The organism is uncultured Draconibacterium sp. (assembly GCF_913060805.1).
In the GTDB taxonomy this organism is placed as follows: Bacteria; Bacteroidota; Bacteroidia; order Bacteroidales; family Prolixibacteraceae; genus Draconibacterium.
Genome location: NZ_CAJXTC010000021.1, coordinates 46,191 through 72,187, shown reverse-complemented (window position 1 = coordinate 72,187; position 25,997 = coordinate 46,191). Strand labels below are relative to the sequence as shown.

The following is a 25,997-nucleotide window of genomic DNA, read 5'->3' as shown; positions in this document are numbered from 1 at the left end:
AATACCAAAAACGGTTGAATATGTCGCTTTAACACAAAAACAATTAATACTGACTTGTGTGCCCGATTTGCACTTATTCTTCAGAAAAAGTTGTTGATGAATTAAAACGGAAATCCGATGCTAAAATGAAAACGCGACTCATTATCCTGGTTATTTCCCGAAAACAACAATTGCATTGGCCCCAGTAACGAATCGTACTTAAATCCGAAACTATACCCCCAGATATTGTCGCCAAATGGCTGCGTGGTGAGATGATCGAATAAATCCTCGTAAGTATCAGCAGTGGCAGCCACATTCACTTTTGTAGTTACGTACAGCCCCGATGCAATTTCCCAGCTTAACGATGATTTTGCAACCGCATAATTGTAGGTGTAAATTTCGGCAAAATTAAATCCCGACAAGTCTTTGAACTGCATTTTACCGGGGCCAAATTGCGATCCGCCCAGCATATAAAGCCCGTTGGCACCGGAATCTTCTGTACTAAAACCGGCTCCCACCTCGAAATTATAGGTTAGCTTGCGGGCAAATGTTTTGTACCAGTTATGGTCGATAGTTAAAGTTGCATACGGATCATTAATCTCGCCGATTAAATAATCTCTTGGCTCGCTGTTATTGAGTTGCATGTCGCTGTTGGCCGACAAAATATGCTGGAATCCAATATTCAGTTTTATTCCCTTTTTGGGGAAATACAGATCGTCGGTGGTATTTACCTTGTAGTACACCTGATAGCCCCAGTCGTGCGATTTCAGGTAATCGAAATCCGTTTCCGGATAAATCGTCTGCAGATCGGCACGCGGTGTTAAACGGTTATATTTATAAAATGCGTTGCCCCCCAATTGATGATTCAGACCAAACAAATACTCCAGCCCGTAACCTCCACCAAAATACGCTCGCTTGTAACTGCCCAAACGTTTTCCGGCATCGTAGTACGGAAGTTTATAGCTGTAGGTATCCATAAAGAAATAGTCGGACAGGCGTTGTTTCTTGCCAACAAACTTATTCAATTTGATTTCCATGCCCGGATTTTCGGCAATATTTATCGAGAGTAACATGCGTGTTGCCGGCGCAATCATATTCCGCAAAGTAAAATTGGTGGTAATCCCAACTCCCAGATCATCGTCGTAGCGCGGAGCCAGCTTTACCATGGCCCTTGGTGTTTCTTTTACATGGAAAATCAGGGTGTAACCTTCGCTGTTCCAATCTCTTTTTAACGAATAAGTCAGTTTTGCAAAATGCATGGAACCATACATAAAATCGATGGCTTCTTTAATATCATCAGCGCTAATCATATCGCCAACTTCGATTCCCGATTTCGACAAAACAAAATTCTCGCTTAAATAATTCAGTCCGGTTACCTCTAATCCGGTAATCCTAATCTTTTCAGGTTGCGGAATTCGATCAACAGCCTCATATTTAAAATCGTATTTTTTGGCAAGTGTTTCTATTTCGCTCCATTTTTCACGGGCCGCATCTTCTCCAATCTGCTCTATTTCCTGTCCTTTCACAAAATCGGCTGCGGAATAATCGTGCAGGTCGGGAATAATCAACACATCGCATTTTGGGAACTGCTCTTTGGCGTCAACAATTCCACCCAATGCGATCGAGCGTTGCAGAATATCGGTCATCGATTGAATATCGTCAGCAGTTATATCTTCCTGAAAACCTACGTAAACACCAATAATTATATCGGCCCCCATATTTATGGCTTCCTGCACCGGAAAATTTCGCGTAACTCCTCCATCAACCAAAAGCATCGAGTCCATTTGAACCGGCGAAAAAACAGTTGGAATAGACATGCTGGCACGAATCGATTTCACCAAATCGCCGGAGCTGTGTTCAACGGTTTCTCCCGAAATCATATCAACCGACATACAATGAAACGGAACCGGCAGTTCGTTAAAATCCTCTTCTTCGGTAAGTGGCCAAAGCAGTTCCGAAAAATATGCTTCAAGGTGTTGCCCATCGATAACACCGGCAGGCAGATTTACTCGTTTTTCTCTTATCGGAATTTCAAAAAGGTACTTTTTCGTTTCCAGCTTTTCGTCCATAGCCACACTGCGCAGCCTTTCATTGTCGGTTAACAACAAATCCCAGTTGGCGTTTTTATTAATATCGGAAAGTTCGTCGGCCGTATAACCAACAGCGTATAAACTGCCCATAATACTGCCCATGCTGGTTCCGGTAATAATATCGGGACGAATTCCGGCTTCTTCAAGCACTTTAAGCACACCAATATGCGCCAGACCTTTTGCTCCGCCACCGCTTAAAACCAAGGCTATTTTTGGTTTTTCAGTTTGATTTTCTTCTTGTGAATAAACAGGAAATACAGCCAGTAGAAAAAATACAATGGCTACTAAATGATAAGTTGTGAGGATCGAATTTTTCATGCCCGAATGGCTTAGTTAATTTCCTTGTTTTCTGTGCTTAAATAAATTCAGGCCCCGAAAACAGTTCAATAAAATCCGGACCAGATTTATTTTAATCGCATGAATTTAAGAAATTAACCAATTCGTGCACATCTTTTTTCGACGAAAATGGATAACCACCCATGGTTTGCAGTGAGTAAATATTATGATATAAGATACTCTCTTTGTGAGGAGTAGCATCTTCAATCATTGCAATCGCTTCCTGGTATAACTGGTCTCTGTACTTCATTCTTCTTCGTGTTTAACTGACAAATATATTATAATCTTATAGATAGCACGGGTATTTTACTTATTTCCCCACCCATTCCTTAAACTCGGTTGCCTTTAAACGGCTAATTGTAATGGGTTCATCAAGAGGCGGAATGAGTCTCAAAATCAACTTCCCGCCAAAATGATTTTCGAATTTCCGGATGGCATTTATGTGCACAATCGAGCTTCGGTTAGTGCGAAAGAAAAGATCTGGATCGAGTTGTTCTTCCAGCTTTTCAATGGTTAAATCAATTACATGCTCTTTTCCCTGAAAAGTGACGGCTGTTGTTACGCGGTTTTCGGTGTAAAACCAGGCCACATCTTCCACATCGAGTTTAAAATACGAGGTTGCCCCGCTAATGAGAAAACGCTTCCGGTATTTCTTTTCGCCCGATGTTATTGCCTGCAGCAACTCTTTATAATCAGTAGCAGATTCGGGCTTTTCGTTTGACGCCGAAACCATGTGCTCGAATTTTTCGATAGATAACTGCAGCTTGTCTTGTTTAATCGGTTTTAGCAAATAATCGATGCTGTTTACCTGGAAAGCGCGCAAAGCATATTCGTCGTAAGCGGTGGTAAAAATTACCATGCTGGTTACATTTACCTGGTCGAAAACAGAGAAACTGATGCCGTCGGTTAGTTGAATGTCCATAAAGATCAGGTCGGGTGCCGGATTACTTTCCAGCCAGGCAACCGTGCTCTTTACACTTTCAAACCATTCAACAATTTGCCAGTCGGGCCGTAGTTTTTCAACCATTCCCCGCAGCAAACGATAGTTGTGTAACTCATCTTCAACAATAATAACTCTCACACTCTGCGTTTTAATTATTCTTTTCTCCGTTTATATGATTTTGCGGCGCAATATCCGAGTTAAATTTCAATTTTTCTGTAACTCAAATCGCATTCACAATAACGGCACTTTCACTTCAAAATGGTTCTCGTCGTACTGAACCACAATTTCTTTTTCGGTTAATATCTCGTAACGCTTCACCAGGTTTTTTAATCCTGTTTTAGTTGAATACGAGGCCTCTCTGCGATTTAAACTGTTGGAGACCACCAAATAATCATCCTCAACATAAACCGTAATCTGAAGCGGTGTTTCACGGCTTGTTATATTGTGCTTAATGGCATTTTCGATGAGTAACTGCCCGGTTAAAGGAGCGATATCTCTGTCTAGAACATTAATGGGCACTAGTGAATCGACATTAATTCCCTCTCCTAATCGCTCTTTATGCAAGGCACAATAGGCTTTCATAAAATCGAGTTCCTCGCCCAACTTCACCAGCCGTTTTTCTTTGCTCTGCAGTACGTACCGGTACACATCGGTAAAGTTTTCGGTAAACTCCACGGCCACATCCGGATCGTAAATAATCAGCGATTTTAACACACTAAGGTTATTGAATAGAAAGTGTGGATTCAGCTGATCTTGTAACGAGTTGTAGTCCATACGCAACTTTTCGCGTTTCATTTCGGCAATCTGCTCCTGCGAATCGAACCACTTTTGTGCAAAGCGGGCGATGGTAAGCGAATTGGCCACCATTTGCACGAAAACCAAACCGGTGATCATTCCCATAATCACACCCGATCTCGACTCTCCAATACCGAGTTTCGGATCGATAAAGTGCATGATCACCCGATGAGCAAAAACAAGGAACAATATTCCAACACTGATCTGCAGAAAAAGTCGCAGTTTTATCTTCTTCGGAACCGGTAGAAAACGTTCCAGAATATTATCGAGAATAATCTGAACCTCGGCAGCAGAATTAAAACCCACAATTACCACTACATAAATTACAAACGGAATATGAATATCTCCATCGGCAGGAATATGCGTAACATACGAAATAAAATGCAACACAAACACCGCAAAAATGCTGATAATAACAAAGCGCCCAAGCACACTAACAGGCTCGTAACTGGGCAACCTCGTTGCAAGTTTTTGCTTCTTTTTGCTATGTAGTTCAATACACTTCATTCCTTATTTAAGCGACGTTTTAATTTTCCTCTTCAGGAATATACAGATTTCCGGTTACGCTTTGCCACTTGGTTTTTAGCACCTCGAAATTGGCAATGGTTTGCGTTAACTGCGCTTTAGCCTGCACCCATTGTGCCTGAGCATTCAGCATATCGGTGGTTGTATTTAAACCTACCTCAAAACTGGCCTCGGTTTCGTTCATACTTTCCTCGGCCTCGGCAACACTTTTTTGTGCCAACAGAATGGATTCGTATGCTTCTTCAACCTGCACCTTTACCTGCATTACTTCAAGATTAATCAAATCATTTGTATGTTGCAAATCGGTTTCGGCCTGTTGCACTTTTAATTGTGCCGCGCGCTGTTTCTTTTTCCCTTGTCCCCACTGGAAAATAGGAATAGAAACCTGCGCTGCCAACATCGGCTGAAAATCGATTTCCTCGTACAAATCTTTTACCCAATAACTGGTGTATTGTGCGCTAACGCCAACAGTTGGCAAATAATCAGCACGTGTAATTTTAGCGTCCAACTCCGAAATCTCCTTTTGCTTTTCCAGAATTTTAAGCTCGTTTCGTTTACTGCCGGCTTGTACCAAACCGTCTTCGAGGTTAAACAATTTTACTTCGGGACTGGCTTCATGGCTAATTTGAATCTCAGTATCCAGTGGCTGACCCAAAATCTGGTTCAGATACATTTTGGCCACTTTTAAACCGTTTCGGGCTTTTATCAGGTTTAAATCAGCTTCGTTTTTCTGAACGGTTACGCGCAGTTTTTCACTTGCCGGTTGCAATCCAACTTCGTACATCGCCGTCATTTGGTCTTCCAGCTCGGTAAGCATCTTTATGTATTCTTCGGCAATAATGATATTCTCTTCAACGGTTGCCACCTGCCAGAATGCCTGGTCGGTTTGCTCAATCACTTCCGAATATTTCATATTCAAAGCCATATCAGCAATTGAAACTCCGGCATCGGCCTGTTGGTTAGAGTAGCGGATTTTCCCGCCGGCATAAACCGCCTGGTTAACTTCAAAACCACTGTTTATAAGTGTTAAACTTCCCAAATCGATATTAATTCCCGGGCTCCAAACATCGCTGGTTCCTGAAAAGTCACCATTCAAAGCAGCCTCTTCACTGTCGGCAGTTGGTAAAAAATACCCCGGCATGTTAATGGCATCCATTCCCGGGCGGTGCATCAACGATGACGAAAAGCCCACTGATGGTAAATAAGCCGTTCTTGCCACTTCCTGGTTTACCTGCGCTTCGCGGTTTTGCAGGGCTGCATTTTTCAATTCTTTATTGAAAGCAACAGCCTGCTCGCGGCACTCTTCCAGTGTCATTACTTTCTGCGCGAAAGTGTTGCCAAACACAGTAAGCAAAACGATAACTGTGCCGGCTATATATTTAATTGATTGATTCATTGAATTTTACTTTTATTGAATTCATTCATTTGTCTTTTTTAGAAAAGTTGACCCCGATTTTTACCTAACCGCAAGGATTAGCAACTGTCGTCCCCCATCGACAAATAAAAAACGGGGCAACTTTTTCTACTCTCTATCTACATTGCACAATCACAATTATGCTTTTGTGTTTAATTTACTTCCATCAACACGGTACAAAACGGTGTAAAGTACCGGAACAACTACAAGTGTAATTATCGATCCAACGGCCAAACCAAACATGATTACGATGGCAGTTGAATTAAACATCGAGTCGGTGATAAGCGGCGCCATACCCAAAATTGTTGTCAGCGAGGCCATCATTACCGGACGCAAACGCGATAACGCAGCGTCGATCGTAGCTTTCAACCGGTCTTTTCCACCCTTGATATTCTGGTTAATCTCATCGAGCAGAACCACGGCATTTTTAATCATCATACCAATCAATCCTAAAGCTCCGATAATTCCGGCAAAGGTGAGGTAAACTCCCGTTGTTGCCAGACCAAGAACGATACCTACAAATGCAAATGGCACCACAAGGAAAATGATTATTGGTTGTTTCAGGTTATTAAATAAACCGATGATAATGATCGCCATCAACCCGATTGCCAGCGGCAGGAACATAAACAGCGCTGTGTTGGCTTCGCCGGAACGAGCTGTTGCTCCTTCCCAATGTAATTCGTATCCTTCGGGTAAATCAATCGCTTCAACTTTCTGCTGAAACTTCGCCTGAACTTCGGCTGCTGTGTATCCGTCGGCAGCGTCGCATTGTGCTTTAATTGCCCGCCTATTATCTAAACGGTGAATCAGTTCGTAATCCCATGTTACTTTCATGGTATCAACAATTTGCGACAGCGGCACACTTGCCCTGCTTTGCTGTCCCCAAACCGGGATGTTCAGCAGTTGCTCGATATTTTCAGCCACTTTGTTGTCGGTACGCAAAACGATCGGCAGCATTTTATCGCCTTCGTAAATGGCACCAATCGGACGTCCGTTTGTGGCTACCAAAATGGAGTTACCCATATCAGAGCGCGACAATCCAAGCGGTTGTGCACGTTCAACCGAATAAACCGGAACAATTTTTTTGGTTTGATTTTTCCAGTCGTCGGTAACGTTTATTGCCGTTGGCTCTTCTAAAAAGATATGTTTTGCCTGATTGGCCAAATCCTTTAACACGGCAGGATCGGGACCAATAAACTGGGCCTCAATATCGGCATCGGCAAAAGCGGCACCGTACTCCATCACCCGGGCAAATGCATTCGGATAATTTCTGTTCAGGTAGTCTTCAATCTCAGGAATCAAAGTTTCAACCCGGTCGGTATTGTCTGTTTCAATAATAAAATCGGCATAGTTTGCTCCACCTGTTGGCATGTGGCGCATTAACAGGTAACGAGCCGGCGGACGGCCAACAGAACCGGTAACAGCATGCACGCCATCCATGGCCAAAATATCTTCCTGAATTTGTTTTACATCAGCTTCAACAGCATCAATATCGGCTCCCTGAGGAAGGAAGTATTCGATAAAAAACTGATCGTATTCAATTTTCGACATAAAGTCGACTTTTACAAAACGGAACGACCAGAATGCGAAGATCAGAATAGCAAAAGAACTTAGTGCAAACATGTATTTATTGCGAACGGCCCATTTCAGGAATTTCCCGAAAATCTTGTACAAACCTTTGTCGTAAGTTTCGGCATGTTCGCCTTTCGGACGTTCTTTGCGGTAGAAATATTTAGCGTTAAATGGTGTCTGAATCATTGCAAAAACCCAGCTTAAAGTAAGCGAGATAATCAACACGGTAAACAGCGAAGAAAGGAACTCACCGGCCTCGTTTGGCGACATGCGCAATGGCAGGAACGCCAGAATTGCAACCGCCGTAGCACCCAGCAACGGCAGCGCGGTTTTTTGCGCGGTATTTACAAATGCTTTGCTTCGGTCCATCCCCGATTTCAGGTCGACAAGAATTCCGTCGGCAACAACAATGGCGTTGTCAACCAACATACCCATGGCCAAAATAATGGCTGCCAGCGTAACACGATGCAATGGTAAGCCAATGGCCAACATCACAATCAGAGTTCCCATGATGGTAAAAATCAAACCGCTTGAGATAAGCAGTCCCGATCGGTATCCCATGGCAAACATCAGCACCACAATTACAATACCTACCGACATGGCAAGGTTGAGCATAAAATCTTTTACCGCATCATCAACACGGTCGGGCTGGTAATACACCTGGTTGATTTCGATACCAACCGGCAATTCCTTTTGTAATTCGGCCAGTTTTTCATCCAGTCGTTCACCCAGTTTTACCACGTTAATACCACTCTCATTCGACAAGCCAAGTGTTAAACCGGCTTTGTCGTTGTAAAAAAGTGCTTCGTTTTTTGGTTCGAGGTACGATCTTTCAATCGTTGCAATATCGCCCAAACGGAAGTTACCTCCGCCGGGAACCTGAATCAACAGATTTTCAATTTCTTCAATCGACGTAATTTTCTGCCCCACTCCTACACGAATCGATTCATCGCCGGTAACAATCGATCCCGGGTTGATGATAGCCGTTTCGTTTTGAATAGCCGCGGCAATATAAAGTGGGTTTACACTCAGTCCGGCCAGCTTTTCTGGCGAGAAAACAATGTCGATAGTTTCGGTTTGCTCACCAAAAATCTGCGAGCGGCGAACACCATTCACGCTTAAAAGTTCGCGTTCGATGTATTCCGCATATTTTGCCAACTCGTGATGGGAATATCCATCAGCAGTAATGGCGTACAAAATCCCGTAAACATCGGCAAAATCGTCGTTTACAATTGGCGCCATAGCTCCTGCCGGCAACGAACCTTTTGCATCGTTAACCTTCCGCCTCAGGTGGTCCCAAAGCTGTGGCAACTGCGGTGTTTTTACCGTTGGCTGAATGTAGATGGTAATGATCGACAAACCGGGGCGCGAAACTGATTCAATCTCATCGATATTTTCCAGTTTCTGAATGGCCTTTTCCAGCGGATCGGTTACCTCCAGCTCAACTTCGTGCGCTGTGGCTCCCTGGTAAACGGTAATTACTGTGGCTGCCTTAATCGGAATTTCGGCATCCTCCAGTTTTCCAATATTATTGTAAGCAATTATACCTCCAAGCAACACCGCAACCAGTATTGTGGAGATCATTGCTTTTTGATTCAGTAACTTTTCCAGCATTACAACAATCCTCCAATGTTAGTTACCGATGGTGTTTTAATGGGTTGAACTTTTTGGCCTTCCACCAGGTAATGCACTCCGGCCGTAACAACCTGTTCGCCGTTGCGAACACCCGACGCAATATTTACACGTCCCTGTGTTCCGTCGAGCGAAATTTTAACTTCGCGCTTCTCAACTTTACTTGTTGAAGGATTGAATACCCAAACGTAAGTGCTTGTTTTTTCGTGGAAAACTGCCGAAGCTGCTACAGACAACTTATTCTGCTCGGCTGTATTATAAACGGTAACTTCCGCAGTCATTCCCGGTGCTACGTTCAAATTATTTTTATTCTCGAACGAAAATTTCACTTCGTACAAACCATCGTGCATCGCTTTTTCGCTAACGCTAAACAGTTTTACCGGCAAGTTGCTAATGCCTGCATTGGCAACGTTCAGGTAACTTTCTTTATCGTTTTTTACCCGCTGAAGCTGACTTTCGGAAACTGAAACAACCGCTTCAAGATGCGAATTATCGATAATTGAAACGATTGGTGTTCCTGCTCCAACAGTTTGAAAATTCTCTACAAATTTTTCGTAGATATAACCTGAAAATGGTGCTTTCAGCTCGGTGTCGCGCAATTGGTTTTGTGCGTTTTCGTAAGCTGTTTTTGTCATCAGGTAACCCGACTTGATCTTTTCAAAAGTATTTTCAGGAATTTTATTTTGCTCAATCAACTGTTTGTAACGCATGTACTCACTTTCGGTCTGCTCGAACTGAGCTTTTGTGGTTTCCACCTGAAGTTTGTAATCGCGCTTGTCGATCTCGGCAATAACTTCGCCTTGTTTTACGTAGTCGCCTTGTTTTACATTGAGTTTTAATAAGGGACCGCCAACACGAAAAGAAAGCGAGGTAAGGCTTTTCTCCTTTATCTTTCCGTTCAATGTAATCGAATTCTGAGTTACGCCATCGCTAACTGTTTCGATCTTTACATTTTTAATTGTTTCGGCCACCGACTCTTCTCCGGTGCTGCTTTGGCAACCGGTAAAAGCAACCAAAGCAGCTGCTAATACGAATAAAATGTTCTTAAATTGCATATGATGTTTTTTGATTTATAATCCAATCACGCCGCAAAATTAATCGCGCTGATTACTAAAGAATTAGATTTTTGCACCGAATGATAAAATGTCGCCCTGAAATGCGCTTAAACTGTTTCAACACTTGTAATGCGTTCTCTCAGGTGCTTCATATACTTGTTCAACTGCAGCTGAACACTTGAAATGGTTGATTGGGTGTAGTTCTGTGAATTTTGGATGTTGTTCTGCACGCGCTTCATCATCAGTTCGAAATTGGAGATCAGTGCATGGACAATTTCCTTATCTCCCTCGTGCGGCACCTTCACTTTTTTGCTGTCTGATTTGCGCGCCACCCGCTCCAAATCGTTTAGCGCCTGGTAGCTAACACGTTTTCCCAAAGCCTGGTAATAAATGGTGAATAATACTTCAACTCCAAAAAGTATCTCTTTCACATCTTTTAAAATGGGTAGCAAGTCAGCTCTCAGCATGGCTTTTTCGCCCATCGCCGTGTCATACGGGTCGGCACCATAATTTATGGTAAAACTGGCGGGATTTCCAATAACCATATCAGCCTGATGATTTTGAATCGGGGATAACATGGCTACGAAATGTTCTTTTCGCAAATGAACCAGATTGGCGTTGATGAACAGCACAATTTCGTTGCTGGCAAACTCAACGCCACAGGCCATTGCATAACTCTTTCCATGGTTTTCAGGCAGCTTTAAATACTCGAAATGATAATGAGAGGCCAGTGTTTTCAGAACATCTTCGGTTCCGTCGGTCGACCCGTCGTCAACTACAATTACCTCGGCTTCAGGGTTGTGTTTGCAACAGGAAGCAACCACATTAAAAATGGTTTCCTCTTCGTTGTAGGTGCAAACAATAATGCTTGTTTTCATCTGTTTAATAGTGTTTATTTATTTTCGTAACAGATGTAACTCTCTATGAATTTTAATCATTCTCTTTTGTTCAGTTTAGAATGTTAAAATTCATGTTCGTTTCATTGTTTTCTGTTTTCAGAAACGAATGTAAACAGGATTGTTGGGCTTATGCGAAAGGAAATTCGTGAAATGCTAAAACTAACTCATGGAATGAAAACGACTTAGCTTTTAGCTTTATGTACTTCGTAAATTTTTATTGAATTTTTCTTGCCAAAAAATTTGATCAGGTCAACGTATTCAATTTTATAATCTTTGGAGCTTTTTATCAGTTTCACCGCAAATTCGCTGGTTACCAGAATCTTCTTTTTGTAGCGTTTACACTGTTTTTGAATACGCGCAGCAGTGTTTAACACATCGCCGTGAAACGCCAGTTCGCGTTTGATTTCGCCCACTTCGGCGGCCATTACTTTCCCTACGTTTAACGATGCGGTAAAAACGGGCATCATTCCATATTCTTTCTCAAAATAATCACGGCGTTTACTCAGCGCTTTTTCGTACAGGTAATAAAAATCAACCGCACTTTTATACGACGATTCCCGTTTGGTCGTCCACGAAATCACCACCTCGTCGCCAACAAACTGATACACACGCCCGCGGGTAGCCAGCAACGAATTGGAAACACATTTAAAACAATCCTGAATAAAGTAGCTGTATTTTTTGTGCCCCAGTTTTTCGGCCACAGCAGTCGACGACTGCAAATCGAGAAACATAAATATCAGCTCCTCTTCTCGTGGCTTCTGGTAGTACCCCATCATTATTTTCCCGAGCGGAGCATAACCAACCTGCTGCAAAAGCGTGTTAATCAACTGGTAAACATAGCCTCCAACAAATAATACGATAAGGAAAAACAGGATAGTTGAGTTAAATAAAAAGTGAGGCAAGTGCGAGACGGATTCGATAAAACTCAAATCTTCTGACACGCTGTAATGTACAATTCCCAGAAGAATACTGATTATCAAAAAGATCAGGATATCGAGGAAAACAACACCCACCGCCAGCTTACGCATTTTAAAATTGCGCACCAGGTTAGGGTAAACCATATTAAGCGTAAACCAGCTTAAAGTGGCAAACAGCGAAATCACCACCGACGACCATAAAACCTCATCAACCAAAAAGCTCATTCCTTTTGATAACATATCGCCCATGTGGTCGTCGCGAGCCCCAAGCATGCGCATAAACAGGGCAAAGCGAATTACTACATTCCAGTAAATTAAAGTGTAAATCAACAATTGGAACTGATGTCGCCGTACCGAGCCTTTATATGTTCTTTCAAGTTTTGGCATTAAACAACGTTACATGATTTTTGAGAGATACTGCACTAAAAAAGTAAGCACTGCCACCACAAAACTGGCCATAAAAACATGGTAGGAGTACCGCAGCAGCTTATATTTTTTAGCCAGCACTTTTCCCAGGTTGTATTGATCCTTGGTAAGTGTACCGTACAAATAATCGTAATCGGTCATCATTTCTTTTATGCCCTTTTGATATTTCTCGTACGGCATATTTACAAAGTTGCCAAAAAACAACAGGTTAAGTTTTCGCTTTTTCAGGTCATCATCGCTATACTGCCCCGATCCGTATTTTGGAATTACCGACAAGATGGCAAACACCAGCGATATTAAACAGCCGATAATTAGTATAATTCCGGGAATGAGGAAATTGTGTTCGCTGGTACGCAAAGTGAGTGCGCTCGTACTCATAAGTACCGACACCAGAACTGCGTTAATGGTAAGCATAATATTGGCCTTATTATCGGCTATCGAACTTAAATTGATCTGGTTACGCGCCGTAAGCCGGAACATAGTTTCGATACCGCGCGCTGTACTTTTCTGCGAGTGTTGCGGCAAATCGGGAGTTTTGTCGGCCGACAATTTATTGATACGCTTTTCTACTTTTTTGATGTTCTTCAGACGAACCGGTTCAAATGTATCCTGGGCGTAGTCGGTATGATAATTAATGCCCAGAATAAAATCAAGTGTTTGCTTCCAGTACTCCAGTTTCGAGCATTTTCGTTCAACAAAATTGCACATCTCCTTTCGCAGCAAATTCGAGATTTCCATAAAATTATCCATCCCGGCGTGCGCATGATCGGCGTCGCCAATAATCTCTTCGAGCAATGAATTTTTGGGCGCTCCCATTTTTGTTGCCTTAATGCACTTCTCCACCTCGATGATGAACGCCTCATCCATCCCCTTTTCAGCAAGAAACTGACGGGCAATTTTACAACCTTCCTCCTCGTGGTCTTTTAACGAAACCGCATGGCCAATATCGTGAAACCAGGCTGCCACTACCACAATGTCTTTGTCTCTTTCGCTCAAGTCTTCGGCTTCGGCAATGGTTTCCGACACTTTTGCAACCAACCGCGTATGCTCAATAGAATGGTAATTCAACAGAGCCGAAACTTTCTCTTCGTAATATTTGGTTGCAAATTCCTTAACCTCTTCAACAATTTTCATTCGTTCAAAATTTTAATTTTCCGTGGCAAACAGTAGCGCTAATTTAATTTTACTGAAGTTAAAAATAACTACTTTTGATTCAAAGTAAACAACAATATTCACGGAACTTTTATTTTTTAAGATGTTTCTAAGCCGGGATAAATGTTCGATATTGCAACTATCGACAAATCTGCATTATGCAAAACACTAACAACTTTGTTCTGATGACAAAATACCTGATTAAAATTAACATCGTTTTTTTTGCACTTATTGCAGGCTGTTATTCTCCTGTTTTTGCGCAAGACAATATAAGTTACAGTGTGTTTTTAGCCGGAAATACAGCTCCTGAAGAAGCAACCGAATCTGATGATTTTATTGATGAATTAACAGACATTCCACAACCACATGCTTTTGTTTACCTTGGGAATTACTCGGATTACAGCATTCACGACGATGAAATGGAATTCAGTTTTTCCCCGCAAATAAAAAATGAAGATACACCCTTACTTTTTGCCAACGGAATTAACGAATGGCACAACGGCAAAAAACAAACAAAAAGGGTACGAAAAGCCGTTCGCAAATATTTTCCGGATAACGAAGTTTACACCAACGACTGGGGCTGCCCCGGCCCTACCGAAGTGGAGCTAAACGATCAACTGACAGTAATTCTCATTGATACCTATTGGTGGCTCACCGCACTCGACACCCGCTCTGCAAAGTGCGGTATTGAAGATGACGAGGATGTTTTTATCTGGCTACAGGATGCGCTTCGACGAAACAAAAATAAAACAGTTATTGTGGCCGGATTTCACCCGATAGAATCAGTTGGCCCGCACGGAGGTAATTTCTCGACAGCCGCAAGTGTTTTGGGATTTCCGTATGCCATTTATAAAAACACACTGGGCGGAAGAAGCGACCTCGTTCACCCCGATTACCGGAACCTGCGCCAGCAAATGCATGCTGTTTTTCACGGATTTCCGAATGTAATTTACGCGTCGGCACTCGAAAACAGTCTGCAATACATTAAAACCGACAATATCCATCAGGTCATCAGCGGATCGATGGTTAAACAATCGTACGTTAACAGTAACAAAGCGGATTTTGCAAGCAGCAGCGCCGGCATCTCACGCATCGATATTCATGAAAACGGCGATGTTACACTTAACTTTTTTACCGTTGAAAATGGTACACAAACACCGGTTTTTAGCCGCCTTTTGTACTCCTTAACAACAGAAACAGAGGAAGACCTGACGGCAAAACGACAGGAACTTTTTAAAGACTCAACACACACTACCTACGCCAGCCTACAGTATCAGGCTACAAAAAGCTACGAAAAATGGATGGGTACCAACTATCGCCAGGTATGGGAAACACCTGTTGAGGCCCGCGTTTTCGATATCAGCAAAGAGAAAGGCGGACTTACCGTGTTAAAACGGGGAGGCGGACAACAAACCAAATCGCTTCGTGTGGAAACCGATGAGGGCCATCAATACGTACTGCGCTCACTCGAGAAATTTGCAGAAGGTGCACTTCCGAATGAAATGAAACCAACCTTTGCCAAAGATATTGTTCAGGATCAGATCTCGGCGTCGAACCCGTACTCGGCAATGCCCGCAGCTGTTTTAGCTGAACACGCAGGCGTTTTTCACACTAACCCCGAGGTGGTTTACGTGCCGCAGGATCCACTTCTGAAACAGTACAAAGAAGACATGCAAAGTGGCTTGTTTTTGTTTGAAGAACGACCGGCAAAAGACAGAAGCGACCTGAAAAGTTTTGGCTATTCCGAAGACATTGTTGGCACCGACGATGTGCTTGAGAAAATTATAGAAAGTGAAGACCATCAGGTAGATCAACAGGCCGTTTTGCGCGCCCGGCTACTCGATATTTTTATTAACGACTGGGACCGCCACGACGACCAGTGGCGCTGGGCTTCGTTTGAAGAAGGTAGTAAAACCATCTATCAACCGATTCCGCGCGACCGCGATCAAACGTTTTTTGTAAACCAGGGAATTTTACCCGGAATTGCATCGATGCCGTTTATTTTGCCAAAGCTTCAGAATTTTCAACCGCGCACAAAAAATGTAATTGGATTGGGATTTAATGCTCGTTATTTCGACCGGACTTTCCTGAACCAGATGGAGTGGGAAGACTGGCAAAAAGCCAACACCGAACTGATGAACCGAATGACGCCCGAGGCGATAAATGAAGCCATGGCCACTTTTCCAAAAGAAGTTCAGCCAATGGTTGCCGACTCCACGGCAAAAATTCTGCTGGCCAGAAAACAATACATGGAAGAGATGGCGCGCGAGTTGTATCTTTACCTGGCCAAAAGAATAAATATTCCGGGAACGGATCGTAAAGATCTTTTCGAGATCAACCGGAAAAATGATGATGAAACGGAAATAAGCGTTTATCACATTAAAAAAGACGACAGCAAAGGAAAACTCATTTATCAGCGCACCATTAAAACCGATGAAACGAAAGAGGTGGTTTGCTACGGACTTGACGACGAAGATCGTTTCGAGATTAGTGGCGAAGTACGGAAAGGCCCAATCATCAGGATTGTTGGTGGTCAGGATAAAGATGTGGTGGTAAACAATTCGAAAGTAAGCGGGATGAAAACGAAAACGCTGGTTTACGACCTGCTAAAAAGTACCGAAATTGAGGGTGATGGGCCAACAAATGCCAAACTCACCAACAACAAAATTATTCACGAATACGACCGAAAATACTTTAAACGCGATGTGGGCATGCCGCTTGCCAGTGGCGGTTATAATTCCGACGACGGCATTTATATAGGCTATGGCCGCTCGTGGTATAAACAACGTTTCCGTCGCGATACCAAAACATCGTTGCTGGGCGAGTATTCTTTCGAAAATACATCATTTAATATCAATGCACAGTACGAGTCATTGTCGACAAACAATGGTTTGGATGCCATTTTTGGCGTGGATGCAAGTACCGAAAATTATACCACCAACTTTTTTGGTTTTGGAAACAATTCATCGTACACAAACAGCGGTTTCGACGCTGATTATTACAAAGTAAAACAGCGAAGAATGGTTGCTCAGTTCGCTGTACAAAAACGATTTGGCGAGTCGGTTTGGGCACGCTACGACGAAGATGAAGAAAATAAAGACCACCCGATAAACGAGCATAAAATTGGCTTAAGCGCACAATACAAATTAAACGACACGAAAGAAGAAGAGGACAAATTTATTGGTGACTTTGATGAGAACGGTCTTAGTCCGGAAAACTTAGCACAGATACATTATGCTGTTTTGGGCGGCTATTACAGTTATCAGAATCTGAACAAAGATTTCAGGCCAACACGTGGTTTTGTGGTGGATGCTTCGGCTAACCGGTACCTGAATTTGCAAGGTGAAGAGCCCGATTTTACAAAGATTAGCGGGTCGGCTGCGGCGCTGCTGAGTTTTACCAAATATCCACGCACTGTTTTTGCGTTCCGGGTTGGTGGTGAAAAAATATTTGGCGATTACTTTTTTCACGACGCAGCAATTTTAGATGGAAAAACAAATCTTCGCGGTTACCGGAAAACGCGTTTTTACGGCGATGCCAGCGCCTATTTTAACTCTGAACTGCGTTTTAAAGTCATCGATTTTAAAAACTATCTGCTCACCGGCGAACTGGGTGTACTTCTATTCGACGATGTTGGCCGCGTTTGGATGGATGGCGAAGAATCATCGAAGTGGCATAACGGTTATGGGGCAGGCATTTGGATGTCGCCGTTTAAAATGGCCATCGTAACTGCCACCCTAAACAAAAGCCGTGAAGAAACGTTAGTTCAATTTAACTTTAGCTTTTTGTTTTGAAGATACTTACCCAACTCATATTTTTTCTCGGAATCATTTTATGCGTGCAAAAATCGGTGGCACAGGAAGTGATTTTGATTCGGCATGCCTCGGTAAAACTGGAGCGCCATGGCTGGATGGGTGCCAAAAAAGCTTCAAAAATGCGCGATGCTTACGACACTGCTCCGATCAGTCAGTTCGATCCGGATACGGTACTGAGCAAAGTTCCGGAACGTATAACCGACACGGTTTATGTTAGTGGTTTGTCGCGTTCGATTGCAACCGGGTTAAAACTTTTTGGCGATTCGGCAACAATCGTCTCATTGCAGGAACTCAACGAATTTGAGATGCACATGGTTTGGCTCCCCCTGTATTTGCCTTTTAAAGCCTGGACTTCCATATCGAGAACAACGTGGTTAATGGGGCTCGAAAAACCGGGGACGGAATCGTTTCAGGAAGCACGTGAGCGTGTTGACGATGTTTGTTCGTTTATTGAACGAAAAGCGGAGCAAAACAAACAGGTTATTTTGGTAACACATGGATTTATAAACCGAAACATTTCTAAAGAACTGGAAAAGCGCGGCTGGCAGGTGATCCAAAATAATGGCAAAAAAAACCTGGGCGCCACCGTTTTAAGAAAATAATTGTATCAATTGTACGTTAATAGGCTTGTGAAATATTTTTTAGGACTCATACTCGTTTTTATTTCGATGGCAGGATTTGCGCAGGACACCCTTTCGCGCGAAGACTGGACGCCTTATTTTGAAAACAATTTGCCTACACGTTTTCTGTACCTAAAAATGGAAGGCCCTTTTCAGTACAATATTTCATCCACTTCGGAGATTCCGCAAATTGGCGACGGCTCGGCAGAAATTACAGGAAACAGAACCGTTACTGCACGTTTAAAATTCCCGATTTTGAATAAACAGCGGGTAAAACTAACCGGTGGATTTCGCTACGTAAACGAGCAGTTTTACTTTGAGGACATAAAACCCGGCGACTACCCCATGTACGTTGGACTGAATGACAGAGGCTTGCGGCGTTTGGGTTTTGACCTGAAAGGGATGTTTCATTTGTACGATAATCACTCGCTGGTTGTGCAAACCGACTGGAGTCTGGCAGGCGATTTTCATATTCACAACAACAAATACTTTTCTTTTGGCGACTTGCTAAAATCATCGCTTGCGATTGGTTATGCCACCCGAAAAGACCTGAACACCTATTATGCTTTCGGCGCTTATTTTGGCTATACTTTTGGCGATCCGGCCATTTACCCGGTTTTTAACTACTCAAAACGTTTTGCAAACGGTATTGGTTTGGATTTACTTTTGCCGCAAGGTTTTAAGGCCTGGAAACAAATCAACAAAAGATTTTATGTAGTTTGCGATGCCGAGATTTCGGGAACCAGTTACACGGTGCGTGTTGACGATACTATTTTAAATGAAACCGAAAGTATTCAGCTGCGTCAATCTACCATTGATGCTACGGTTGGAATTATTACACAAATAAATAAATGGGTTGGTTTTGAGGCGAAATTTGGCTACTCAAACAATATCAATTTCAACGTTACCGAATCGAACTTTAAACCGGGGAGCACATTGCCCCGCCCGGATACCGACTACCTGATCAAGTCTACTGTTTCAGGCGCTCCTTATGCCAGCGTTGCTTTATTCCTGTCGGTTCCCCGAGATTTAATGGATCGTTGTATTGAATAAACATTAGAGACTAAAAAGACTCATCCAGCTTCCGCACAGCATCTTCCATAACCTTCACGGCCGAATCGCCAATTTCAAAAGCGCCATCAATTATTTTATCCCGATCCTCTTCAAAATCTTCATCAATGTATTTCTGTATTTTATCACCAATCTTATTTACGTCATCTTTAAACAGATCGCGAAGCATATCGCCAATACTTTCTTTATTTTTTAGCGCGTGATATTTAATAATCAGCCCTTTAATTTTTATCTGATCTTCAACCGTAAAATCGTCGCGATATTCGAGGTACCACTCCGAATTGTACCTTTCAAATTTTTCATCGGCCCACTCCCAGTCTTTCCTACCGTATTTATCATGATTATTGTCTACCCGCTTAACAAAACGTTCAAACCGATTGAGGTAATCTTCTTTTGATGATGGAGTTGTACACGCAACCATCCACACCAAACAACACACAATCAAATATTTTGAGTACTTCATTTCAAGTTTCAATTTCAGCCAGATTAAGGTTTCCATGGCCATTTTACACAATCTTTAATTTCGGGAAACAGCACATAATCGGCTCTTCCTTTCATGGCGCAGGTTTTTACATGCAAACCTTTTAGCTGCTGAAGTGCAGCCTCCATGGTTTTTCCCGATACCGATACATCGTCGACCAGCAAAATGCGCTTCCCTTCCAAATCCCAGTTGGCTTTTTCCAGCACTTTAGGTTCGTTGAAGCGCGGATTATTTTCTTCATCGCGATAATTCAGGGTCATCACCAAAAGCTCGGCATCAAGATGATAAGCCACCATTGTTGCTGCCGGAACGCCGCCGGTGCCAATGCCAATTACCACATCGATTTTGGGGAATTCAATTATTCTTAGTCGTTCGGTTATTTCTTTAAACGATAATGGAACCATGTTTTTCTTGTTTTTAATTTTTCTATGTTTCCTCGTACACCGGAATTTCGAGGTAAAAAGTGGTGCCTTTTCCCATCTCGGTTTCGAACCAGATTTTGCCGGCAAAATTTTCAACGATATTCTTTACAATCGAAAGTCCCAATCCCATACCACTTGTTTTAGTGGTAAAACTTGGGCTAAACAATTTATCGCGCAACTCGGCATCAATACCCGAACCGTTGTCTTGCACCGAAATTACAGCCATGTGCTGGCGTCGGTCGAGCCTGATTTTAATCCTTCCTTTCCGCCCTTCGGGAATGGCCTGAATGGCATTTCGGATCAGATTTATAATTGCCCGCGACAACTGCTCTCTGTCGGCATTTACTTCAAGATTTTCGTAGCCGTTCGAATCAAATTTAATGTCGATTTCACTGTGCGTTTCATACAGATCAATCGATTTTTTCAGCTGCTCGGCCAAACAGAATACCTGGTTACGGGCCGTTGGAATTTTGGCAAAGTTCGAGAACTCGGTAGCAATATTCGAAAGGTTGTCGATCTGCTCGATAAGCGTTGAGGTCACCCGATCTAAAAACTCGTTGTATTCTTCGTTTTTCCCCTTGGCACGCTGCAAATACTGAATGTTCAGTTTCATTGGTGTAAGAGGATTTTTAATCTCGTGTGCAATTTGTTTGGCCATTTCGCGCCACGCCGATTCCCGTTCCGAACGTGCCAGCAAATCGGCACTCACCGCCAGTTCATCAACCTTTTTATTGTATTCCCGAACCAGGCTACCAATTTCGTCTTTCCGATTGTACTGAATGGGCTCGTTGCGTTTACCCAGCTGCATTTTTTGCAGGTTCTCCTGAATAACAACCAGCGGACGTGTAATCTGGTTAGCAATAAAAACGGCCGCAATAATACTGGCCAAAAACAGCAGAACGTAGAGGTTGATGAAAGCCACAATAAAGGTGGAAATCTCCTGGCTGTAGTTATCCTGCCGGATAAAATATGGCAGATTAATCACACCCAGATAATCGCCGTAATTATTGATAATTGGACGGTATGCTGACAAATACGAAAGCCGGCCAATATTTTCGGGCTGAAAATAGCTGATGGAGTAATTCTGATAAACTTCGTAATTGGCACGTGCATTTATTCGCGACGATACAAGTCCCCGCGCATAAATCTCGGAACGCGATGAAGCAATAAGCCGCCCATCGGTTCCGTAAATATTAATATCTGTTCGGAAAATGTTCGAGAGCTTCGCCAGCTCCTCGCGCATCCACTCTTCCAGATCCGGTGTAATTTCTCGTTTATCGGTCAGGCGCATATCAATTTCTTCTGAAATCGATTTCATTTTCTCGTTCAAATCGTCCTGGTGTTTCTGCCGGTATTCTTTAATATTATAAAAAAGCGTTACCCCGGCAACAACCATTAACGAAATAAAAACGATGGAAATGATAGCCGCCTGAATCTTAAATTTCAGATCGAAAAATACCCTTTTCTCCCGAATCGACTGATTGATTATTATAAGCACAACCAGCAGCGTAAGAAAATAGAACACAAATAAATACGGGAAAGAAATCAGGTAATCGATCGGCGTAAGCAACTCTCTGGAAACCACTACATAATTCTGCTGGCTGGTGTGGTAAACCAGGTGCTCGTATTTATCCTGACGAAGAAATGAAAACTCGTCATCAGATTTCAGGTAAACATGCCCGTTGTAGTTGTAGTTGTAATCACCGTATTTATCGGTAAGCTCGCCGGCATAATATTTGGCATAATTGAATTTGCGGTAAATATCAGACCGAGCCATCGATTTGTCGATCAGCAACTCCGGGAAACCAATTCCTTCAAACAACAAATCCGAATCCAGATCGATATAAATGGTAACGCCTCTTCCTCCGTCAACCTTAGGATAATCCCAACGACCGGTGTACGAAATCCGTCCGTTCATATTATCCATAAAATAAAAATTGGTACCCGGAATTTGTAAACCCTGCGCCTCAATCTGATCATCCATAAACGGCCTGCACGAAACTTCACGATCATCGGGCTGAATAATCAAATTATCGTTACTGTGGCACACATAAATATTCAGCAGGTATTTTCTGAAATAGGTATTGAAATACGATTGCCGGATATATTCAACTGCATCTTCATCACGGTTCTGGTTTAACAAACTTTTTATGGCCCCATCTTCTGTAAGCTGGTATTGTATCTCGGTCATAAAAACTTCGGCAGCCGGATCGCGCTCAGCAACCAGAGTTACAGCCAACAATTTCTGTTGTTCTTTATCCTTTTTGCTGATGGTGCGGTTAATAACAACCAACGAATAAACCGAAACCACCGCCACATAAATAATCAGATAACTTAAAGTAAAGGTTTGCAGGTAGTGCCGCGTTACCAGCGAAGAAAGTATAACGCAAATAATAAAGAGCAACAAGGCGTAAATAGATACATTTTGTACGGCAAGGTATTGTACTCCGGCAAAAAATAAACTAATTGCCAGCGTTAATAAAACCAGTTGGTGGAGTTTAAAATTCTTCAGCGTTTTTTCGTTTACCCTGATGGTAAAAAAAACGACACCCAACAATAGCAAACTTACTGCAAAAATCCCCAAAATACTTTGTGGAGAGATGTCGATAATCTTGTTCAGCGCAAACGAAACAGTTGAATTATAGATGAGTTCTTTTACCAAATTATCGACCATCAAATACAGGCTGGCGTTAAAAATCAAAAGCAGGGTAATGATAATTTTTCGCGGCAAACCCGAGTTTTTCTGCAAATCCGGAATATTCAAATCGATAGCGAAATTGTAAATCCAGAACAGGAAAAATATGGCCAACAAAAAATAATCGCCCAGCGATGGCAACCAGTCGTTTATGGCAAAATAATCGGGACTAAAAAATTTGAGATGGAAGAACACTTTGGGCACCTGAAAAATTAGGTGAATCCAATACACCACAAACAGCGCCACACCCAGCGAAACCAGTTTCAGAAAGAAGGCCGCATCGCTCTCTACAAATTCTTTTCGGAAATAAAACAGCAGTAAAATAAGCCCGATAAAATAAATGGCACCGGGAAAATACAGCTGATTAGTGGTACACAAATAATTTCCGTAGGGCAAAAGAGTGAAAAGGTAATCGCCTTTCAAATCGACAATGTCGTAACCCCGGGTGTACTTTTTGGTTCGAATAATATAATCGCTGGGGAGCCTGTAACTTTTAAAGAAATTATTTTGCAGGTACTTGTTTTCGTAGGTGTAATTGCGTTTTATTAAATGAAAAACGGCAGCTGTATACTCGCCTACATTCAGTGTGTCGACCAGGTAATAGCCGTTTGGCAATTGCACCAGACCACTGGTTTTTGGCAAATCTTCCAGCCTGTCGTAGAAAGTAATTCCGCGGTCGGACCAAAAAAACAGCTCCTTATTTTTAAAAACCATCGCACCAAATCCGGTTTCGCGGATCAGTGTTTCATCGCGGCTAAAAAATTCGCTGATATCCTCATCCAGTTCATCTTCAAGCAGTACCTGTTTAATTTCCTGCAGCTTATTCTGAAGTTCGGTTTCGTTTGCCAGCAACTGCGTTTGAAAATCGTCGATAAGTTTGGTTTCCGGATTTCGCCGGAGCAAACCATTTTCGATAATGGCAGCCACAACCAAAATACCGATGGCCAAAATGAGGTATGTATATTTATTTAGTTTAACCAACATTAGCTATTCATGATGATACGGTTCGCCTTTTAAAATTGTCATTGCTCTGTATACTTGCTCAACACACAACAATCGCACCATTTGATGCGAAAATGTTAACCGCGATAGCGAAATTTTCGAGCTGGCTCGTTTATACACCTCTTCCGAAAAACCGTAAGGACCACCAACCACCAGAATCAGCTCTTTGGGTCCGCTTACCATTTTTTTCTCCAGAAACCGCGAAAACTCTACCGACGAGAACATTTTCCCTTTCTCATCGAACAAATGCAATTCTTTGCCCGGCGCCAGTTTTGAAAGAATAATTTCGCCTTCCTTATTTTTCTGCATTTCCGGGTTGGTATTTTTTCCCTTTTTAATATCGGGGATAACTTCCATATCGAAACTGATGTAGTGTTTCAGGCGTTTTAAATATTCATTTATCCCATCGCGTATGTAAGCCGCATCAGTTTTACCAACAACCAGTAATGTAATCTTCATTTCGCTAAAATCGTTTTTGTACAGAAATCATGCATAAACCGCCGGGGTTTTATCCAATTCTCACACTTTTCGGATGACAAAAAGGCATCAACACATAATCCTCTGAAGGCGAATTAAATATAATTATGTTTCTACAACAATCGCCCAATTGATTTTTAATTTTATAAATTTACAGTAAAAATAAGCGTATAAAAGTGTTTTTGCATAGTTTTTGCTTATTATGCAGCACATATGCTGAATTAAAATATGATGAAACGAGCATAATAAAAAGTTGCGAAATACACAGAAGTATGATTATGCGAGTTACATGAGTTACCGCTGAAAAATATAATTATAAACGAATGAAAAATTTTAAACATATATTTTCAATTATCCTGATATTTTGCAGTTTGCTGGCAGGCGCTGCTGAATCGCCTCAGGATAAAAAGGTTCCGAACGAAATTAATGTTGGTTTGGCAACCGGAGATGCGAAAGCACTTTCCTCTTATTTTAACCAAAACGTAGAACTGGTAGTACTTGATAACGACAATGTATACAGCAAAGCCCAGGCCCAACAAATTGTGGCCAACTTTTTCAATAAATTTCCCCCGCTGGAAGAAAATTCTTTTAGCATTATTCACGACAGTGGAAAAGAGAACGCGCAATACGTAATCGGGAAATTAAAAACAGAAAAAGGCGATTTCAGGGTTTACTTTTTGCTGAAACAAAACGATGGCAAACAATACATTCACCAACTACGAATTGAACAACAGTAATGGCCGATATGGCAGCGGAAAAAATCACTTTTAAGCGAATTAAAAAGTTGAGCGAAAGAGCCGTTGAACACGCCAAACGTATTTCGCTCCCGCTTTTTGATGGTGTTCCCCTGTACGATGTTTTGTTGTTTTTCTGGAGAAGTATCGTCGACGGATCGATAACAACCCGTGCATCAGGAATTGCTTTTTCCTTTTTTATTGCCTTATTTCCCGGTATTATTTTCCTTTTCACGCTGATTCCGCTCAGTGGATTCCAGGATGAACTTTTTGTAATTATTCAGGAAATAGTTCCTGTAAGTGTGTGGCCCACAATAGAAGAAACCATCACCGAAATTGTGATGCGACCACGTGGTGATTTATTGTCGCTGAACTTTGTTATGGCCCTAATTTTTGCTACTAACGGTTTTGTATCGATGATGAGTGCTTTTGATGCTACGGTGCACAATATCAACCGCCGAAAATGGTGGAGCCAATATATGGCAGCAGCTCTAATGCTGGTGGTTTTTACCCTGGCACTTACCGTTGCAATTGCCTTGTTAACAGGTGGGCAAATGTTAATCAATTACCTCGACCGGATTGACATTATTCAAGACAAGTTTCTGGTGTATTTGCTGATTGCCGGAAAATGGATAATAACCATCACAATCTTCTTTTTTGCTTTCTCGTTTCTGTATTATATGGCGCCGGCAAAAAAAACAAAGTGGCGGTTTATCTCGGCTGGAGGAACACTGGCAACCGTACTGAGTATTATCGGTTTTGCAGCCATGTCGTATTACCTGAATAACTTTAGCCAGTACAACAAACTTTACGGTTCCATCGGGACGTTACTGGCCATCCTTTTTCTGATGTATGTAATGTCGTTGATTTTGCTGATCGGCTTTGAACTGAATGCCAGTATTTACCAGGCACACACTTATCAGGAAGAGGACTAAAGAAGGATTA

Annotated in this window: 19 protein-coding genes; 5 read left to right on the top strand and 14 right to left on the bottom strand. The window is 42.3% G+C overall.

All coding sequences use genetic code 11. The features are described 5' to 3' along the window. Positions 1-101: 101 nt before the first annotated feature. From QZ576_RS13850 to QZ576_RS13805, 10 genes are all read right to left on the bottom strand, one after another. Entirely contained in the window at positions 102-2,387 is a 2,286-nt protein-coding gene (locus tag QZ576_RS13850; protein ID WP_297098157.1) for a patatin-like phospholipase family protein, read from the bottom strand. 91 nt (positions 2,388-2,478) lie between these two features. After that, on the bottom strand, positions 2,479-2,655 hold the full coding sequence (locus QZ576_RS13845) for a hypothetical protein (RefSeq protein WP_157470744.1): 177 nt from the start codon (positions 2,653-2,655) through the stop codon (positions 2,479-2,481). A gap of 60 nt (positions 2,656-2,715) precedes the next feature. Next, the gene (locus tag QZ576_RS13840) at positions 2,716-3,486 is read right to left on the bottom strand and encodes a LytTR family DNA-binding domain-containing protein (protein ID WP_297098154.1); all 771 of its coding nucleotides are present in this window, start codon (positions 3,484-3,486) and stop codon (positions 2,716-2,718) included. 93 nt (positions 3,487-3,579) lie between these two features. Further along, positions 3,580-4,650, bottom strand: a complete 1,071-nt coding sequence (locus tag QZ576_RS13835; RefSeq protein ID WP_297098152.1) for a sensor histidine kinase — start codon at positions 4,648-4,650, stop codon at positions 3,580-3,582. 19 nt (positions 4,651-4,669) lie between these two features. After that, on the bottom strand, positions 4,670-6,064 hold the full coding sequence (locus QZ576_RS13830) for a TolC family protein (RefSeq protein ID WP_297098150.1): 1,395 nt from the start codon (positions 6,062-6,064) through the stop codon (positions 4,670-4,672). A 156-nt stretch (positions 6,065-6,220) separates the two neighbouring features. Further along, positions 6,221-9,268, bottom strand: a complete 3,048-nt coding sequence (locus QZ576_RS13825; protein ID WP_297098148.1) for an efflux RND transporter permease subunit — start codon at positions 9,266-9,268, stop codon at positions 6,221-6,223. Further along, positions 9,268-10,341 carry an efflux RND transporter periplasmic adaptor subunit gene (locus QZ576_RS13820; protein ID WP_297098146.1) on the bottom strand — a complete coding sequence of 358 codons (1,074 nt, stop codon included), beginning with the start codon at positions 10,339-10,341 and terminating at the stop codon, positions 9,268-9,270. The genes QZ576_RS13825 and QZ576_RS13820 overlap by 1 nt, the downstream gene beginning before the upstream one ends. Positions 10,342-10,448: 107 nt before the next feature. Continuing rightward, the gene (locus QZ576_RS13815; protein ID WP_297098144.1) at positions 10,449-11,219 is read right to left on the bottom strand and encodes a glycosyltransferase family 2 protein; all 771 of its coding nucleotides are present in this window, start codon (positions 11,217-11,219) and stop codon (positions 10,449-10,451) included. A 203-nt stretch (positions 11,220-11,422) separates the two neighbouring features. Beyond that, positions 11,423-12,544, bottom strand: a complete 1,122-nt coding sequence (locus QZ576_RS13810) for an adenylate/guanylate cyclase domain-containing protein (RefSeq protein WP_297098143.1) — start codon at positions 12,542-12,544, stop codon at positions 11,423-11,425. Between the two features lie 9 nt (positions 12,545-12,553). Further along, positions 12,554-13,717, bottom strand: a complete 1,164-nt coding sequence (locus tag QZ576_RS13805; protein WP_297098142.1) for a Pycsar system effector family protein — start codon at positions 13,715-13,717, stop codon at positions 12,554-12,556. A 176-nt stretch (positions 13,718-13,893) separates the two neighbouring features. Between QZ576_RS13805 and QZ576_RS13800 the strand changes: the two genes are divergently transcribed. Genes QZ576_RS13800 through QZ576_RS13790 form a run of 3 tightly spaced genes read left to right on the top strand, consistent with a single transcriptional unit; the run spans position 13,894 to position 19,223 of the window. Further along, the gene (locus QZ576_RS13800; RefSeq protein WP_297098141.1) at positions 13,894-17,529 is read left to right on the top strand and encodes a BamA/TamA family outer membrane protein; all 3,636 of its coding nucleotides are present in this window, start codon (positions 13,894-13,896) and stop codon (positions 17,527-17,529) included. After that, on the top strand, positions 17,526-18,152 hold the full coding sequence (locus QZ576_RS13795; protein WP_297098140.1) for a phosphoglycerate mutase family protein: 627 nt from the start codon (positions 17,526-17,528) through the stop codon (positions 18,150-18,152). Before QZ576_RS13800 ends, QZ576_RS13795 begins: the two co-directional genes overlap by 4 nt. A 27-nt stretch (positions 18,153-18,179) precedes the next feature. Next, positions 18,180-19,223, top strand: a complete 1,044-nt coding sequence (locus QZ576_RS13790; protein WP_297098139.1) for a DUF6268 family outer membrane beta-barrel protein — start codon at positions 18,180-18,182, stop codon at positions 19,221-19,223. A gap of 10 nt (positions 19,224-19,233) precedes the next feature. Here QZ576_RS13790 and QZ576_RS13785 read toward each other — a convergent pair whose 3' ends face one another. From QZ576_RS13785 to rlmH, 4 genes are read right to left on the bottom strand one after another with little or no spacing between them, the layout of a single operon-like run. Continuing rightward, complete coding sequence (locus QZ576_RS13785; protein ID WP_297098138.1) at positions 19,234-19,740, bottom strand: DUF6565 domain-containing protein; 507 nt, start codon at positions 19,738-19,740, stop codon at positions 19,234-19,236. Further along, positions 19,728-20,126 carry a phosphoribosyltransferase gene (locus QZ576_RS13780; protein WP_297098137.1) on the bottom strand — a complete coding sequence of 133 codons (399 nt, stop codon included), beginning with the start codon at positions 20,124-20,126 and terminating at the stop codon, positions 19,728-19,730. The genes QZ576_RS13785 and QZ576_RS13780 overlap by 13 nt, the downstream gene beginning before the upstream one ends. A 22-nt stretch (positions 20,127-20,148) precedes the next feature. Continuing rightward, the gene (locus QZ576_RS13775) at positions 20,149-23,823 is read right to left on the bottom strand and encodes an ATP-binding protein (RefSeq protein ID WP_297098136.1); all 3,675 of its coding nucleotides are present in this window, start codon (positions 23,821-23,823) and stop codon (positions 20,149-20,151) included. 3 nt (positions 23,824-23,826) lie between these two features. After that, positions 23,827-24,300 carry a 23S rRNA (pseudouridine(1915)-N(3))-methyltransferase RlmH gene (rlmH, locus tag QZ576_RS13770; protein WP_297098134.1) on the bottom strand — a complete coding sequence of 158 codons (474 nt, stop codon included), beginning with the start codon at positions 24,298-24,300 and terminating at the stop codon, positions 23,827-23,829. Positions 24,301-24,641: 341 nt separating this feature from the next. Here rlmH and QZ576_RS13765 point away from each other — a divergent pair, with 341 nt between their 5' ends. Together QZ576_RS13765 and QZ576_RS13760 are read left to right on the top strand one after the other, a co-directional pair. Next, entirely contained in the window at positions 24,642-25,055 is a 414-nt protein-coding gene (locus QZ576_RS13765; RefSeq protein WP_297098132.1) for a DUF4783 domain-containing protein, read from the top strand. 8 nt (positions 25,056-25,063) lie between these two features. After that, on the top strand, positions 25,064-25,987 hold the full coding sequence (locus QZ576_RS13760; protein WP_297098130.1) for a YihY/virulence factor BrkB family protein: 924 nt from the start codon (positions 25,064-25,066) through the stop codon (positions 25,985-25,987). Positions 25,988-25,997: the final 10 nt, after the last annotated feature.

Coding starts and splice junctions, on each gene's coding strand:
- QZ576_RS13850 (WP_297098157.1), bottom strand. CDS start 2,387: ATGAAAAATTCGATCCTCACAACTTATCATTTAGTAGCCATTGTATTT.
- QZ576_RS13845 (WP_157470744.1), bottom strand. CDS start 2,655: ATGAAGTACAGAGACCAGTTATACCAGGAAGCGATTGCAATGATTGAA.
- QZ576_RS13835 (WP_297098152.1), bottom strand. CDS start 4,650: ATGAAGTGTATTGAACTACATAGCAAAAAGAAGCAAAAACTTGCAACG.
- QZ576_RS13830 (WP_297098150.1), bottom strand. CDS start 6,064: ATGAATCAATCAATTAAATATATAGCCGGCACAGTTATCGTTTTGCTT.
- QZ576_RS13825 (WP_297098148.1), bottom strand. CDS start 9,268: ATGCTGGAAAAGTTACTGAATCAAAAAGCAATGATCTCCACAATACTG.
- QZ576_RS13820 (WP_297098146.1), bottom strand. CDS start 10,341: ATGCAATTTAAGAACATTTTATTCGTATTAGCAGCTGCTTTGGTTGCT.
- QZ576_RS13815 (WP_297098144.1), bottom strand. CDS start 11,219: ATGAAAACAAGCATTATTGTTTGCACCTACAACGAAGAGGAAACCATT.
- QZ576_RS13810 (WP_297098143.1), bottom strand. CDS start 12,544: ATGCCAAAACTTGAAAGAACATATAAAGGCTCGGTACGGCGACATCAG.
- QZ576_RS13805 (WP_297098142.1), bottom strand. CDS start 13,717: ATGAAAATTGTTGAAGAGGTTAAGGAATTTGCAACCAAATATTACGAA.
- QZ576_RS13800 (WP_297098141.1), top strand. CDS start 13,894: ATGCAAAACACTAACAACTTTGTTCTGATGACAAAATACCTGATTAAA.
- QZ576_RS13785 (WP_297098138.1), bottom strand. CDS start 19,740: ATGGAAACCTTAATCTGGCTGAAATTGAAACTTGAAATGAAGTACTCA.
- QZ576_RS13780 (WP_297098137.1), bottom strand. CDS start 20,126: ATGGTTCCATTATCGTTTAAAGAAATAACCGAACGACTAAGAATAATT.
- QZ576_RS13775 (WP_297098136.1), bottom strand. CDS start 23,823: ATGTTGGTTAAACTAAATAAATATACATACCTCATTTTGGCCATCGGT.
- rlmH (WP_297098134.1), bottom strand. CDS start 24,300: ATGAAGATTACATTACTGGTTGTTGGTAAAACTGATGCGGCTTACATA.
- QZ576_RS13765 (WP_297098132.1), top strand. CDS start 24,642: ATGAAAAATTTTAAACATATATTTTCAATTATCCTGATATTTTGCAGT.
- QZ576_RS13760 (WP_297098130.1), top strand. CDS start 25,064: ATGGCAGCGGAAAAAATCACTTTTAAGCGAATTAAAAAGTTGAGCGAA.